The 13,484-nt window shown below is 62.6% G+C and carries 14 protein-coding genes; 7 read left to right on the forward strand and 7 right to left on the reverse strand.

Going from position 1 to position 13,484, the window contains the following annotated elements:
- Positions 1–59 precede the first annotated feature (59 nt).
- A complete protein-coding gene (locus IQ16_RS47690) occupies positions 60–509 on the reverse strand; it encodes a TonB family protein (protein ID WP_158646958.1) in 450 nt (149 codons plus the stop codon).
- Between IQ16_RS47690 and IQ16_RS46765 the strand changes: the two genes are divergently transcribed.
- From IQ16_RS46765 to IQ16_RS34255, 5 genes are all read left to right on the forward strand, one after another.
- Positions 390–746: a hypothetical protein gene (locus tag IQ16_RS46765; protein ID WP_244635987.1), complete on the forward strand. Its 357-nt coding sequence runs from the start codon at positions 390–392 to the stop codon at positions 744–746. The two genes, IQ16_RS47690 and IQ16_RS46765, sit on opposite strands and share 120 nt — an antisense overlap.
- 175 nt (positions 747–921) lie before the next feature.
- Positions 922–2,631 (forward strand): adenylate/guanylate cyclase domain-containing protein, encoded by a 1,710-nt coding sequence (locus IQ16_RS34240; protein ID WP_244635990.1) that lies wholly within the window; start codon positions 922–924, stop codon positions 2,629–2,631.
- Positions 2,632–2,824: 193 nt separating this feature from the next.
- Complete coding sequence (locus IQ16_RS34245) at positions 2,825–3,766, forward strand: lysozyme family protein (RefSeq protein WP_035668663.1); 942 nt, start codon at positions 2,825–2,827, stop codon at positions 3,764–3,766.
- A 42-nt stretch (positions 3,767–3,808) separates the two neighbouring features.
- The gene (gene dapD / locus IQ16_RS34250) at positions 3,809–4,780 is read left to right on the forward strand and encodes a 2,3,4,5-tetrahydropyridine-2,6-dicarboxylate N-succinyltransferase (RefSeq protein ID WP_018648845.1); all 972 of its coding nucleotides are present in this window, start codon (positions 3,809–3,811) and stop codon (positions 4,778–4,780) included.
- Positions 4,781–4,970: 190 nt separating this feature from the next.
- Positions 4,971–5,228 carry a hypothetical protein gene (locus tag IQ16_RS34255; RefSeq protein WP_145832006.1) on the forward strand — a complete coding sequence of 86 codons (258 nt, stop codon included), beginning with the start codon at positions 4,971–4,973 and terminating at the stop codon, positions 5,226–5,228.
- A gap of 1,498 nt (positions 5,229–6,726) precedes the next feature.
- Here IQ16_RS34255 and IQ16_RS34270 read toward each other — a convergent pair.
- The 6 genes from IQ16_RS34270 to IQ16_RS34295 form a co-directional block, all read right to left on the reverse strand.
- A complete protein-coding gene (locus tag IQ16_RS34270) occupies positions 6,727–6,936 on the reverse strand; it encodes a YodC family protein (protein WP_018648841.1) in 210 nt (69 codons plus the stop codon).
- Positions 6,937–7,224: 288 nt separating this feature from the next.
- Complete coding sequence (locus IQ16_RS34275) at positions 7,225–7,968, reverse strand: HAD family hydrolase (RefSeq protein ID WP_035668651.1); 744 nt, start codon at positions 7,966–7,968, stop codon at positions 7,225–7,227.
- On the reverse strand, positions 7,965–8,852 hold the full coding sequence (gene hemF, locus IQ16_RS34280) for an oxygen-dependent coproporphyrinogen oxidase (RefSeq protein ID WP_026312979.1): 888 nt from the start codon (positions 8,850–8,852) through the stop codon (positions 7,965–7,967). Before hemF ends, IQ16_RS34275 begins: the two co-directional genes overlap by 4 nt.
- Positions 8,853–8,980: 128 nt before the next feature.
- Positions 8,981–9,346: a 6-pyruvoyl trahydropterin synthase family protein gene (locus IQ16_RS34285; RefSeq protein WP_018648838.1), complete on the reverse strand. Its 366-nt coding sequence runs from the start codon at positions 9,344–9,346 to the stop codon at positions 8,981–8,983.
- Positions 9,347–9,363: 17 nt separating this feature from the next.
- Complete coding sequence (queE, locus tag IQ16_RS34290) at positions 9,364–9,996, reverse strand: 7-carboxy-7-deazaguanine synthase (protein WP_018648837.1); 633 nt, start codon at positions 9,994–9,996, stop codon at positions 9,364–9,366.
- A 10-nt stretch (positions 9,997–10,006) separates the two neighbouring features.
- Complete coding sequence (locus IQ16_RS34295) at positions 10,007–10,489, reverse strand: tRNA (cytidine(34)-2'-O)-methyltransferase (RefSeq protein ID WP_018648836.1); 483 nt, start codon at positions 10,487–10,489, stop codon at positions 10,007–10,009.
- Between the two features lie 281 nt (positions 10,490–10,770).
- Here IQ16_RS34295 and petA point away from each other — a divergent pair, with 281 nt between their 5' ends.
- Both petA and fbcH read left to right on the forward strand, forming a co-directional pair.
- A complete protein-coding gene (gene petA / locus IQ16_RS34300) occupies positions 10,771–11,301 on the forward strand; it encodes a ubiquinol-cytochrome c reductase iron-sulfur subunit (RefSeq protein WP_011085272.1) in 531 nt (176 codons plus the stop codon).
- Positions 11,302–11,363: 62 nt separating this feature from the next.
- Positions 11,364–13,427, forward strand: coding sequence for a cytochrome b/c1 (fbcH, locus tag IQ16_RS34305; protein ID WP_018648835.1), 2,064 nt, complete (start codon positions 11,364–11,366; stop codon positions 13,425–13,427).
- The last annotated feature ends 57 nt before the right edge of the window (positions 13,428–13,484 follow it).

Raw genomic sequence — 13,484 nt, forward strand, 5'->3', positions numbered from 1 at the left:
TCGAAGCCTGTCGGGCGTGTACGCACAGACGTCGGCTTTCGATTCCCAGCCGGGACGCGTCAGCAGCCCCGGCACACGCCCTTCAGCCGGTTACGAAGACTGATCTCATCTCGTAGGAGGTCACAACTTCGCTTAAAGTCTTGCTCTGTAACATCAGGCGGCCTTGCGAAGACAAGCACGACTGCCAAGCTCAGGTCACTGTCGGGAAGTTCGGGAGGCGCGGGAGGAAATGGTTGAGCGCTAATCACCGCGGCCAAAGCTGCAGCATCAATTGAAGCGACCCCTGACCCGCTCAGGAGCCTGCTGGAAATCACTTTGCCGGAACGATCAAGAGCGAAGCCCAATTTCGGTTCACCGCTCCGACCGCACGCCTCTGCCGGAAATCGCGCATGGGACTTCAGTTGGAGATGAACTTTTTGCTTCCACGCGCTTATCGCGTCCGACTGTCCCCAACAGGGCGGGCTAACGATCGCCAGAAGCAAGAGCCAAGGCCCCAATTTTTTCGTCAATCGACCACGCACCAAAAAGCCCCGTCCCAAACGACAAACTTCATATCACAACTGTTGGTCGGTGTCGCCTTCCGGCCTATACCCGAGCAGCATCGTCAGCCGAACGCGACTATTGGGCGATCGATTTGCGCATTGAATCTGGTTAACTTACGCAAATACTGGCGCCTGAAGAACATGAAGAGCATCGACGGCCTGCCGACCGAGTTTGCTCCCGACAGCATGGTTCCGCCTGGCTGACAGGCCGGGGATTGCGTGCCATGCCGGAGCGGGCTGGCCTTGCGGGCGATAGCAGCTCGGCGGCTATTATTGTCGGGCTTCCAAGTCTCCCGCCCGAGGTTTACGCTGCTGTCGTCAGTCCAAACCAGCAGGGGCAGCGGTGGTCACGGCGCGCGTTGAGAGGCGGTTGGCGGCGGTGTTGGCGGCGGACGTTGCCGGCTATTCGCGGCTAATGGGCGCTGACGAAGTCGGCACGCTCGAAGCCCTCAAGGCCATCCGCCGCGAAATCGTCGATCCAGCCATTGCGGAGCACAAGGGCAGGATCGTCAAGACGACTGGCGACGGCCTCCTGGTCGAATTCGCCAGCGCTGTCGACGCGGTGACTTGCGCCGTGGCTGTTCAAGAGAAGATGGCTGGCCGCGAAGCACAGATTGCCTTTCGCATCGGCATCAACATCGGCGACATCATCAGCGACGAAAACGACATCTTTGGTGATGGCGTGAATGTCGCCGCGCGCGTCGAGAACGAGTGCTCGCCGGGTGGCGTGTGTTTGTCCGGAAGTGCGTTCGAGCAAGTCAGGGGAAAAACGAAATTCGAGTTCGACGATCTCGGTGAACGATCACTGAAGAACATTGACCGGACGGTTCGACTGTATGGCGTCAAACTTGGCAACGCGCCGAAGGCCACGATTGCGGACAGCAATCGACCGCTGCCGCTGCCGGAGAAAGCCTCGATCGCAGTTCTGCCGTTTCAGAACATGTCCGGTGACCCCGAGCAGGAGTATTTCGCCGACGGCATGGTGGAAGACATCATCACCGCGCTGTCCCGTTTCAAATGGCTGTTCGTGATCGCCCGCAACTCGACCTTCACGTACAAGGGGCGGTCCGTCGACATCCGGCAGGTTGGGCGCGAACTGGGTGTTCGTTACGTGCTGGAGGGCAGCGTGCGACGGGCAAACGATCGAGTGCGAATCACTGCGCAGCTCATTGACGCCGAGACCAGGGCCCATATCTGGGCGGATCGCTACGATCGCGCCGTCGACGACATCTTTGCCTTGCAGGATGAGATTACCGTGAGCACGGTCGCCGCGATCGAGCCCAGCCTGCGTCAAGCCGAAATCGAACGGGCGAAGCGCAAGCGCCCTGACAGCCTCGACGCCTACGACCTTGTGCTCCGTGCGACGCCTCTGGTGGATACCGGGATGCCGGAGGGCGCGTCGCAGGCCGTGCCACTCCTCGCGCGCGCACTTGAACTCGAGCCGAACTACGCGCTAGCGCACGGACAGACAGCGTTTTGCAATGAAATCCTGTATCTCCGAGCGGGCAGGCGTGAAGAAAATCGCGCAGCTGCGATACAGCACGCGCACACTGCAGTGGCACTCGGCCCCGACGATGCCCCGGCACTTGTCTACGCCGCGATCGCTATCGGTCTTGTCGAGCACAACCGCATGCTGGCTCTCGAAACGTTCGAGGCTGCGCTTGCAATCTCCCCATCAGCTGCCTGGGCATATTCCTGGGGTGCGTTGATCTTGGGCTGGGGAGGCGAAGCCGAGCGTGCCATCGAATGGGGCGAGCGAGGTATCCGGCTTAGTCCGCTCGATCCGTGGATTACGGCGGCGCTGCATGGCATCTGCATGGGCCATTTTCTTCGCGGGCGCTATGAAGAAGCTGCGGCGGCGGCACAACGGGCCATTCGGAGCAAGCCAGGTTTCAGCGTCTCGCACATGTTTCTGGCGGCAGCGCTTGCCAAACTCGGACGAATGCAGGATGCGAATGCGGCCGCCGAACGCGTCATGCAGCTTCAACCCAATTTCAGCAGCAATGGTCAGTGCTCCGCCATCGGTTGCGTCCCGGTGCTTGCAGCGCCTCTTATCGAAGCAATGCGCGCTTCAGGTCTTCCGGACTGATCGGGATCGGCCACCGAACGAGCTGACCTCGCGGGCAGCCTGTTCCTCGTCGAACAGGCGCGAACGGCGATAACGGTGTCGCATTTTGGTGACAGTCAGCTTCGCTAAAGCATCGGCGTGGCCACCCCGCCTTGGACAGCGGGGAATATGCGTGTAGCTTTCTCTTGGGAACCCTGCCGCGGAGTTGGGGGCAATGAAAGCCTTGCAGGCCGCCTGCATCGTGGGTGTCATTGCATTCACGGGGATGATTCATCGCGCCGTAGCGGAGATCTCTGCCGCACCCGGAGCGTCGCCTGGAGCAACGCGCGGGCCGGTCTCCGGGGCGGCTTCTGCCCGGTCACTGGTTGCCCAAGCCAAAATCGATGACGATTCCAGCGCGACGAAAGCGAACGCAGTGGACCACATTGATGCTGCGCAGCCGGTCCCGGCAATGCGCGATGCATTGGATGTTGCGTCCAGCCCCGCGCCGGTGAGCCAGGATTTCCGGTATCTGATCTATTACATTTGGTCAGAATATCCGCCCGCAGAGAAGCCGGCCGATATCGTGTTGAGGTCGCTCAAGGACACCCTGGTCGGAACGCCGATCGAGGAGATCAAGCGCGCGTCCGATGCGTTCGGTCTCGATTTCAATTTCATGAAAGCGGTCGCGAAGGTCGAGTCCGGGTTCGATCCCAAGCAACGCACCGGGTCGTATATCGGCCTGTTCCAACTGAGTGAATATGAGTTCAACAAGTTCGGCTCGGGGCAGATTCGCAGTCCCCGCGACAATGCCGTAGCGGCGGCCTACAAGGTCATTACCGAAGGCGTGCTGTTCGAGTGGGTGACGCACCAGAAGCCGACCTTGAGCGATCTCTACCTGATCCATCAACAGGGCTGGGAAGGCGCCGCCGAGCACATCAGCCAACCTGATCGCATCGCCTGGAAATCAATGTGTGCCACCGGCGAGGGCAAGGAAAAAGGCGAGAAATGGTGCAAACGTGCGATCTGGCGGAACACTCTTCCGGCCGTCAAGCAGGCATGGAAATCGGTCGACAAGCTGACATCCGGAGCGTTCGTCGGCATGTGGCGCGCGCGGATTGCTGAACTCTATTCGAAATATATGGCTACAGCCGCCGCCGAAGGGCCGAAGCAGTAACTTTCGTTGAGTGGTCGGCTGCAGACAGTGTGAGCAATTCAAATGACGATGGAGCTGAGAGGCGCGAGAGGCGAGGGATTTGCGACGATTGCCGCTGACGGTCGCGTGTTGGATTCCTGGTTTCTTCAGCTGAGCCTGGTCGAGGAGGCCGGCAAGGCGGCAACGGTACGGCTGACGACGGACGAGATCATTGGATCGTTGGGTGAGCCGGCGGACGGATATGCGCGACACGACGACATTCGCAATGTCGACATCGTTCCAATCCGCACAGAGATTGACTCTCTCGCGTCTGCGCCGACTGATGTCCACGACGCGTATCTTCGACTCCATCTCCTGAGCCACCGGCTCGTCCAGCCCAATTGCCTGAACCTTGACGGAATTTTCGGTCTGTTACCCAACGTTGCCTGGACGACCCTGGGTCCCTGCGAATGCTGTCGTGTGCCGGAAGCGCAAATGGTCGCGCGAAAGCGGGCCCTCGCGTTCGAGGTGACGGGCGTGGATAAGTTTCCGCGCATGACTGACTATGTGACGCCTGCGGATGTGCGAATTGCGGATGCGGATCGCGTCAGGCTCGGAGCCTATTTAGCGCCGGGCACGACCGTCATGCATGAAGGCTTTTGCAATTTTAACGCAGGTACGCTCGGTCCCTGCATGGTCGAAGGTCGGATCAGCGCCGGTGTGGTCGTGGGACGTGGCAGCGACGTTGGTGGCGGGGCCTCGATCATGGGCACGCTATCAGGAGGAGGCAAAGAGAGGATTACGGTTGGTGAGCGCTGCCTGATCGGAGCCAACGCCGGTATCGGCATTTCACTGGGTGACGATTGTGTCGTCGAAGCGGGCTGTTACGTCACGGCAGGCGCGCGCATCCTTTTGGAGGACGGCCGAGTGCTGAAAGCCAAGGAACTTTCCGGGCAAAAGGGTCTTCTTTTTCGCCGCAACTCCCAGAGCGGCGCTCTTGAGGCAACCAGACGCACATCCAATTGGGACGGCCTCAACTCGCAACTTCACGGCTAGGCAGCGCCAGCGTCGGCGCCTGCCGAGTTTGAAGCGGCGGGCCGATTGAGTGCGCCGTCACGCTGCGTCACACCGCCGCTTGCGACCCAACTCGGACATCGTTTGCCGGGAGTTTGAACGCTTGCACGACACAATTAGGAACTGAAGCGGGACCAGCCTGTTGGTTCGATCAGCCAAGCGGAGTCTCGCAATGCGGATCATTCTGATAACGGCGGTTGGCTGGGCGTTGTCGTGCGGATTTGCGACGGCACAGACCGATCCCAAGGACATGACAACTGGACGCTCGGCACCTGAAGAAAAAGGTCAATTGCAGCCACAAGGTTGGACCGGACCGCTCGACACGAAGTCGGGTGGCGCGCCGCCGGAAAGCCCGCAAGGTCAAAGCCCACCGGGAATGCAGGCAGCGCCGGACGGATCAACCAAAGTGGTGACCGAGCCACGGAAGTAAGTCTGACTTGATTTGTCGTTGGGAGGTCGGCTTCGCCCGCGATGAGCCGACCCGTAACGTCTGCCTGTGGCCCGAGGCTGCCTAGCTCGGTGCTCGTCCAAGTGCTCATCCAAGTGCTCATCCAAGTGCGGCTGCCAAGTGTCGAGCAGAAGTGGCCGGCAAGGATCCGCGCCGGGTGCTGATGTATCTTGCAGTCGTTGATCTATCGCAATGGTCCCCTCGCGCCGGGACGGACGGTCGGGCCCCAGGGAGCTTGCGATGAACACGGATTACATGGCGGAAGCCGCCCGGCATCGGCACGTAGCCGAGGAGTACCGAACGATGGCGTCATGCACCTCGGATGAGGGACTGCGTAAGGTCTACCTTAGGCTTGCAGACGATTACGATTCGCTCGCCACGAACGAAGATAGGGTCGCCTGCAATCGCAGGCTCGCAAACTAGAGGCCGAGTGGTTGGCGATCTTCAGTCGTATCGATGTTGGGATTCTGGCCCATCTGCGAAGTCGCGAGATAAGTCATTTAGGTCCGCTTGGCAGGGCCAAAGCGCGGCGCGATTTGGATGAATCGTCATCGCGCTTTGGATGTTGTTGACGCATGATCCTCCCGGAAAACCGCTTCCCGCTTTTCCGGATCATGCTTGAGCGCTAGCGCTTTGACCGCTTGAGATCGGCGACTTGAAACTTGTTGCCGGCGGAGAGGCTGCTGCAGAGCCAGTAGGCTCTGTTGCGGTAGTCTCCCAGGAACACCTTGGTCTCGACGCAATCCACGTAGTTCTTGTGAGTGATGGTGTCTGTGCAGGTCGGCGAGAAAGGTGCATCTGTTTGTCCGCCGCCCGACTCGCTGCACCCGACCCAGGGATCCTTGCCGTGTCTGAAGCTTGTTTGACAGCCACCGTTACAACTGCTGGCGCGCTTCTCCAGCGCGGCAATCCTCGCCAATGGTGAACCCGGTGCTGGCGATGGCGTTCTACCGGATGACGGTTGAGCGGTTGCCGATCGTATGTGGCGGGTTGACGATGTCGGGCGAGATGCCCCGGTGTTGACCGCCTGCTTCGGCCTTGCCGCCTGCTTCGGCGCATCGACCGTGACGGAGGGAACCTGAGTGGGGGAGCTTGTTGCGGTTTGCGACACCGCAGGGCCGCACAGCAAGACCGTTGACAAGAAAGCGAAGGCTGAAGGCGCGACAAATCCTGGCGACAATCTCATGATATGTCCTTTCGGGGACGGACATTCCGTCCCAATGCCGGCACGCCGCAAAATGCTAGCCGAAACTTCCGAATCTGACTACCGGGGGTTGAAACGATTTCTGCGGATGACTGCCATGCGCATGCGGCCGAGGAGAATGCGGACGATGCGCCCGGAGCGGTTGCCATGTCGGCTGCCGGCTCTTCCGTGACATACAGTGATGTCCGCTATAGCGCTGTCATCGGCGGAGCAGCGGACATCATGGGCGCCGGAGCGGAACGCTCCGATCTGACGAGGGGGCGGTCCTAGAGGCGCCTACTCCTCGTCTTCGTCCTCGTCGTCATCCTCGTCTTCGTCGTCCTCTTCTTCCACCTGCACGAGCGCGGCCAGCGGCAGCGTCTCGCGGAAGAGATCGCCTTCCATGCCCATCCAGAGGCAGAGCACCTCGTCCTCCTTCACCTCCGCAACCGTCAGCGGCTGGCCGCCGGATTTCAGCATCACGACATCGCCGGCTTTCAAGTCCATGGATTGTCCTTTCGGGTTGATCGACCGGACAGGAGGCTAGCAGGCGGTCATGACACGGGGAAAACGGACGGGGCGGCGATGGCCAGCGCGGTCTATGTGCGGACCGCTCGAATGAGGGGAGAGGGCTCACATGGGAAGCTTCTTCATCGCACGCATCCCGACGATGGCATTATGCCCCTGTTTTGCCCGACGGGTCAAACGCGATTCGTAAAATCCGTAAACCCTTGATCTTGCAGCAGCCCGCTACTGTGCATGGGGTTGTTTTCGCAGTTTTGTTCGCGAGCCCCGTTACGGCTGGTCCGGCACCAGCTCGGTCAGCGAGCGGATGATGCGGTCGGGCTTGACGGTCGAGCCTTCGGGCAGGCCGTCGCCATGCACGTCCATCCAGATCGCGTAGATGCCGAGACGCTGCGGGGTGACGACTTCCCATTCCAGATTGTCGCCGATCATCCAGGTGTCCTTGGCGGTGACGCCGAGCGCCTCCATCGCGTGCAGATAGGCGCGCTCCTCGGGCTTGCCGAAGCCGTGCTCGCCCTCGATCTGGATGTGGTGGAAACGGTGCGCGAGCTCGAAGCGCTCGACCTTGGCGCGCTGCATGTCCGCGGCGCCGTTGGTGACCAGCGCCAGCTTGATGCCGAGCGCCTTCAATCTGTCGATCGCCTCATGCGCGCCGGGGAACACGAACATCTCCTCCTCACGATAGGCGGTGAAGCGGTCGGCGAGGCGGATGGCGAGATCGTCGGGGAGGGCGCGATGGCCGGCCGCCGCGAGCGCGGCAAAGCCGCCCTTGACCGTCAGGTGCCGCGCTTCGGCGAGCTTCATCCGCCAGGCGGCTTCCGCGTTGGCCCAGAAGTTTCGCGCGAAGGCCAGAACGGCGGTCGCGACCTGCGCCGGAGGCAGCGGCGCAAGCTCCTCGGCGAACTCGTTCGCGATCGTGTTCCAGGCGATCTCGGGCCGGCCATAGGCCGACAGGATGGTGTCGTCCATGTCGATCAGCATGGCGCGGGGGAGCGGACGCATCACAGCGCTCATGGCCACTTCACCTCCGGCGGCAGCGACGACAGGATGGAGTCCACGTTGCCGCCGGTCTTGAGCCCGAAGATGGTGCCGCGGTCGTAGAGCAGGTTGAACTCGACATAGCGGCCGCGCCGGATCAATTGCTCCTCGCGGTCCTCAGCCGTCCAGGCGCTCGCGAAATTGCGCCGGACGATGTCGGGGTAGATCTTCAGGAAGGCGCGGCCGACATCCTGCGTGAAGGCGAGGTCGGCGTCCCAGTCGCCGCTGTCGTGCCAGTCGTAGAAAATGCCGCCGATGCCGCGCGCCTCTTTCCGGTGCGGCAGATAGAAATATTCGTCGCACCATGTCTTGTACTTGTCGTAATCGGCAACGCCGTTCGGCTGCGCACAGGCCTCCTTCATCGCCGCATGGAAGGCGATGCTGTCCGCATCCTCCTGCGTGCGCCGGCGATCGAGCACCGGCGTGAGATCGGCGCCGCCGCCGAACCAGGCTTTTGTCGTCACGACGAAGCGCGTGTTCATGTGCACGGCAGGGACGTTCGGATTGCGCATGTGCGCGATCAGCGAGATGCCGGAGGCCCAGAATTTTGGATCCTCCGCGGCGCCGGGGATCTGGGCGCGAAACTCGGGGGCGAATTCGCCATGCACGGTCGAGCAGTGCACGCCGACCTTCTCGAACAGCCGGCCATGCATGATCGACATCACGCCGCCACCGCCGGCCGCGCCAGTGTGGTCGGTGCGCTGCCAGGGCGTGCGTTTGAAGCGGCCGGCCTCGCCGGGATAGAGGCCTTGCGGCGCATCATCCTCGAGGCGCTCGAAGCTCGCACAGATGTCGTCGCGCAAGCGCTCGAACCAGGTTCGGGCGCGCGTCTTGCGGTCTTCGATGGCTGAAGCGTCCATATCCAATTCCCAAACTGGCTCTCGTAGGGTGGGCAAAGGCGCCCTTGCGCCGTGCCCACCATCCTTCATCGTCGCACTCGATGGTGGGCACGCTGCGCTTTGCCCACCCTACGAGACCGCGATCGTAGCTAACCTTGCGGACCGTAATAGGTGCAGCTTTCGTTGCAACTGTCGCGGTGGATGCTGACGCGGGTCAGCTTGCCGATATGCTGTAGCCGCTCCCAAACGAAGCGCGACAGGTTTTCCAGCGTCGGCTTGCCCAGCGCCTCGATCTTGTTGAGGTACTTGTGGTCGAGCGTCAGGCGCACGTCCTCGATGGCGCGCTGGAGCAGGCCGAGATCGACCACCATTCCGGTGTCGGGGTCGGGCGTGCCGCGCACGGTCACCTCGGCGCGGAAGGAGTGGCCGTGGATCTCTTCGCTCGCCGCGCCAAACGTCGTTCCCGACAGCGAATGCGCCGCCTCGAAGCGGAACGATTTCGTCAATTCCCACATCTGTTCGAAAACCAATCCTATCTGATGCCGAGCGATTTATGCGTCTGCACGCTGAGCCGCCATTGCGGATGATGCAGGCAGTAGTCGATCGCCCGCGCGGTGTTCTCGGCGACCTCGGGTCCGTCCATCGGCTGCAGCGAGAAGCGCTCGAAGGCGAGGCCTTCGAAGGTCTCGGGCGCGGCGAGGGCCTGCGGATAGACCAGCTTCAACTCGTGGCCGCGGCGCAGCACCAGCTCGCTGCCGCCCTTCGGGCTGACGCAGATCCAGTCGAGCCCTTCGGGCGCCTCGATCGTGCCGTTGGTCTCGACGCCGATCTCGAAGCCGCGCGCATGGAGCGCCTCGATCAGGGCGGTATCGACCTGGAGCAGCGGCTCGCCGCCGGTCAGCACCACGTAGCGGTTGGCGGCCGTTGCCGTCCATTGGGCCGCGATGGTGTCCGCGAGGTCCGCAGCCGAGGCATAGCGGCCGCCGAGCGTGCCGTCGGTGCCGACGAAATCCGTGTCGCAGAACTTGCAGGTCGCATCCCCGCGGTCGGCCTCGCGGCCGCTCCAGAGGTTGCAGCCGGCAAAGCGGCAGAACACCGACGCACGCCCGGCATGGGCGCCTTCGCCTTGCAGGGTCAGGAAGATCTCCTTGACCGCGTAACTCACTGGTCTCTCCTCAATCCTGTGGACCGCAATCCTGTGGACCGTTCGGGTTCCGGATCTGCCGCAGCGCCTCGCCTGCGGCCATCGCCGCGCTCATGGCGACATTGAGCGATCGCAGCCCTGGCATGACCGGGATCACCAGCCGCGCATCGGCGGCCTCGACCACGGCGTCGGTGACGCCGGCGCTCTCGCGTCCGAATAGCAGGATGTCCGACGTCTGGTAATGAAAATCGCGGTAGTCGGTGGCGGCCTTGGTGGTGAACAGCAGCAGGCGGTAGCCTTGGCCTGCGCGCCAGTCCTCGAACTTCGCCCAGGAGTCATGGCGGGTAATGCTGACCTGGTCGAGATAATCCATTCCCGCCCGGCGGAAATGCCGGTCGGAGACCGGGAACCCCGCAGGTTCGATGATATGGGCGGCGATCCCCAGGCAGGCGCACAGCCGGAGAATCGTGCCGGTGTTCTGGGGGATGTCGGGCTGGAAAAGCGCTATCTGCATGGGCGGCGGCGGGTGGGTTGCGGGCCGGAAATGTCTCAATAAAACATCGCCTGCCCGGGAATTCGTGCATTGCACGCTTCCCCGCCGTTAGCGGGCTTGCGCTCGCCCGGCAAGGGTGCCAATAGAACGATTCTGGACTGCTGTTTTCGCCCTATTCTGGTGGGGACAAGCGAAGTTCTGCCGCCGCGGGGGGCCGCGGGCGCCGGCAGCACTGTTCTAGGGACCTTTGGGGGGCTCCTGGAGCGGTTCCACCGGCAGCATAAGAAGAAAGGGTTGGAATCGTGACGACAGCGTCTTCGGCGGACCATCCGACACGCCGTGATTTCTTATTCGTTGCAACGGGGGCAGCTGCAGCAGTAGGGGGCGCGGCCGCGCTCTGGCCCTTCATCTCTCAAATGAATCCTGATGCTTCGACCATCGCCGCCGGTGCGCCGATCGAGGTCGATCTCAGCCCGATCGCCGAGGGCCAGGACATCAAGGTGTTCTGGCGCGGCAAGCCGATCTACATCAGCCACCGCACCAAGAAGCAGATCGACGAGGCGCGCGCCGTCAACGTCGCGAGCCTGCCCGATCCGCAGTCCGACGAGGCCCGGGTCAAGTCCGGCCACGAGCAGTGGCTGGTCGTGATCGGCATCTGCACCCATCTCGGCTGCATCCCGATCGCCCATGAAGGCAATTACGACGGGTTCTTCTGCCCCTGCCATGGTTCGCAGTACGATTCGTCCGGCCGCATCCGCCAGGGGCCCGCGCCCGCGAACCTGCCGGTGCCGCCGTACCAGTTCGTTTCCGACACCAAAATCCAGATCGGCTGAGCTTCGGACCCGCGTCCGAAGCTTCGCGCCGTCTCGTCGTACTATTTCCTCAGGATCGCATCATGAGCGGACCATCCGACTACCAGCCGAGCAATCCGGCCCTGCAATGGATCGAGCGACGTCTGCCGATCTTTGGTCTCATCCATTCCTCCTTCGTCGCCTATCCCACCCCGCGCAACCTGAACTACTGGTGGACCTTCGGCGCCATCCTCTCCTTCATGCTGGGGATGCAGATCCTGACCGGCGTGATCCTGGCGATGCACTACACGCCGAATGCCGATCTCGCCTTCAAGTCGGTCGAGCTGATCGTCCGTGACGTGAACTACGGCTGGCTGCTGCGCAACATGCACGCGGTCGGTGCCTCGATGTTCTTCGTCGCCGTCTACGTCCACATGTTCCGCGGCCTTTACTACGGGTCGTACAAGGAGCCGCGCGAGGTGTTGTGGATCCTCGGCGTCATCATCTACCTCCTGATGATGGCGACCGGCTTCATGGGCTACGTGCTTCCCTGGGGCCAGATGAGCTTCTGGGGCGCCACCGTCATCACCAACCTGTTCTCCGCCATTCCCTATGTCGGCGAGAGCATCGTGACGCTGCTGTGGGGCGGCTATTCGGTCGGCAACCCGACGCTGAACCGCTTCTTCTCGCTGCACTATCTCTTGCCGTTCGTGATCGCGGGCGTCGTGGTGCTCCACGTTTGGGCGCTGCACGTCGCCGGCCAGAACAACCCTGACGGCGTCGAGCCGAAGACGGAAAAGGACACGGTGCCGTTCACGCCGCACGCGACCATCAAGGACATGTTCGGCGTCGCCTGCTTCATGCTGCTCTACGCCTGGTTCATCTTCTACATGCCGAACTACCTGGGCGATGCCGACAACTACATTCCGGCGAACCCGGGCGTGACGCCGCCGCACATCGTGCCGGAATGGTATTACCTGCCGTTCTACGCGATCCTGCGCTCGATTCCGAACAAGCTCGCGGGTGTCATCGCGATGTTCGGGGCGATCATCATCCTGTGCTTCCTGCCCTGGCTCGATGCCGCCAAGACCAGGTCGTCGAAGTACCGCCCGCTGGCCAAGCAGTTCTTCTGGATCTTCGTCGCGGTCTGCATCCTGCTCGGCTATCTCGGCGCGCAGCCGCCGGAGGGCATCTACGTGGTCGCCGGCCGCGTCCTGACGGTCTGCTACTTCGCCTACTTCCTGATCGTGCTGCCGCTGCTCTCGCGCATCGAGACGCCGCGGCCGGTGCCGAACTCGATCTCGGAGGCGATTCTCGCCAAGGGCAGCAAGGCCGTGGCTTCCGTCGCGGTCGCGCTGGTCGCCGCCGGCGCGCTGTTCCTCGGCAGCTTGCAGGACGCCCGCGCCTCCGAAGGCAGCGACACGCCCCCGGGCAACAAATGGTCGTTCGCCGGTCCCTTCGGCAAGTTCGACCGCGGCGCGCTCCAGCGCGGCCTGAAGGTCTACAAGGAAGTCTGCGCCAGCTGCCACGGCCTGTCCTATGTCGCCTTCCGCAACCTCGCGGAGCCCGGTGGACCCAGCTATTCCGTGGCGCAGGCGGCGGCCTTCGCCTCCGAGTACAAGGTCAAGGACGGCCCGAACGACGCCGGCGACATGTTCGAGCGCCCGGGCCGGCCGGCGGATTATTTCCCCTCGCCGTTCCCGAACGAGCAGGCCGCGCGTGCGGCGAACGGCGGCGCGGCGCCGCCCGACCTGTCGCTGATCACCAAGGCGCGCTCCTACAAGCGCGGTTTCCCCTGGTTCATCTTCGACTTCTTCACCCAGTATCAGGAGCAGGGCCCGGACTACGTCGCGGCGGTGCTTCAGGGGTTTGAGGAGAAGGTGCCGGAGGGCGTCACCATCCCGGAGGGCTCGTACTTCAACAGGTACTTCCCGGGCCACGCCATCAAGATGCCGAAGCCGCTCAGCGACGGCCAGGTGACCTATGACGACGGCTCCCCGACCACGGTCGCGCAGTACTCCAAGGACGTCACCACGTTCCTGATGTGGACCGCCGAACCGCACATGGAAGCGCGCAAGCGCCTCGGCTTCCAGGTGTTCGTGTTCCTGATCATCTTCGCCGGCCTGATGTACTTCACCAAGAAGAAGGTCTGGGCCGACTCGCACTGAGCGGCGCGCGACAAGACGAAATGAAAAAGCCCCCGCAAGGGGGCTTTTTTGTTGGGC

This window comes from Bradyrhizobium huanghuaihaiense (assembly GCF_007830635.1).
Lineage (GTDB): Bacteria > Pseudomonadota > Alphaproteobacteria > Rhizobiales > Xanthobacteraceae > Bradyrhizobium > Bradyrhizobium huanghuaihaiense.

Bases quoted from the DNA above. Each gene is read 5' to 3' on its own strand.
- IQ16_RS34270 (WP_018648841.1), bottom strand. From the start codon at position 6,936: ATGGACTTGAAAGCCGGCGATGTCGTGATGCTGAAATCCGGCGGCCAG.
- IQ16_RS46765 (WP_244635987.1), top strand. From the start codon at position 390: ATGGGACTTCAGTTGGAGATGAACTTTTTGCTTCCACGCGCTTATCGC.
- dapD (WP_018648845.1), top strand. From the start codon at position 3,809: ATGACGATGGAGCTGAGAGGCGCGAGAGGCGAGGGATTTGCGACGATT.
- IQ16_RS34285 (WP_018648838.1), bottom strand. From the start codon at position 9,346: ATGTGGGAATTGACGAAATCGTTCCGCTTCGAGGCGGCGCATTCGCTG.
- IQ16_RS34275 (WP_035668651.1), bottom strand. From the start codon at position 7,968: ATGAGCGCTGTGATGCGTCCGCTCCCCCGCGCCATGCTGATCGACATG.
- fbcH (WP_018648835.1), top strand. From the start codon at position 11,364: ATGAGCGGACCATCCGACTACCAGCCGAGCAATCCGGCCCTGCAATGG.
- IQ16_RS34295 (WP_018648836.1), bottom strand. From the start codon at position 10,489: ATGCAGATAGCGCTTTTCCAGCCCGACATCCCCCAGAACACCGGCACG.
- IQ16_RS34255 (WP_145832006.1), top strand. From the start codon at position 4,971: ATGCGGATCATTCTGATAACGGCGGTTGGCTGGGCGTTGTCGTGCGGA.
- IQ16_RS34245 (WP_035668663.1), top strand. From the start codon at position 2,825: ATGAAAGCCTTGCAGGCCGCCTGCATCGTGGGTGTCATTGCATTCACG.
- hemF (WP_026312979.1), bottom strand. From the start codon at position 8,852: ATGGACGCTTCAGCCATCGAAGACCGCAAGACGCGCGCCCGAACCTGG.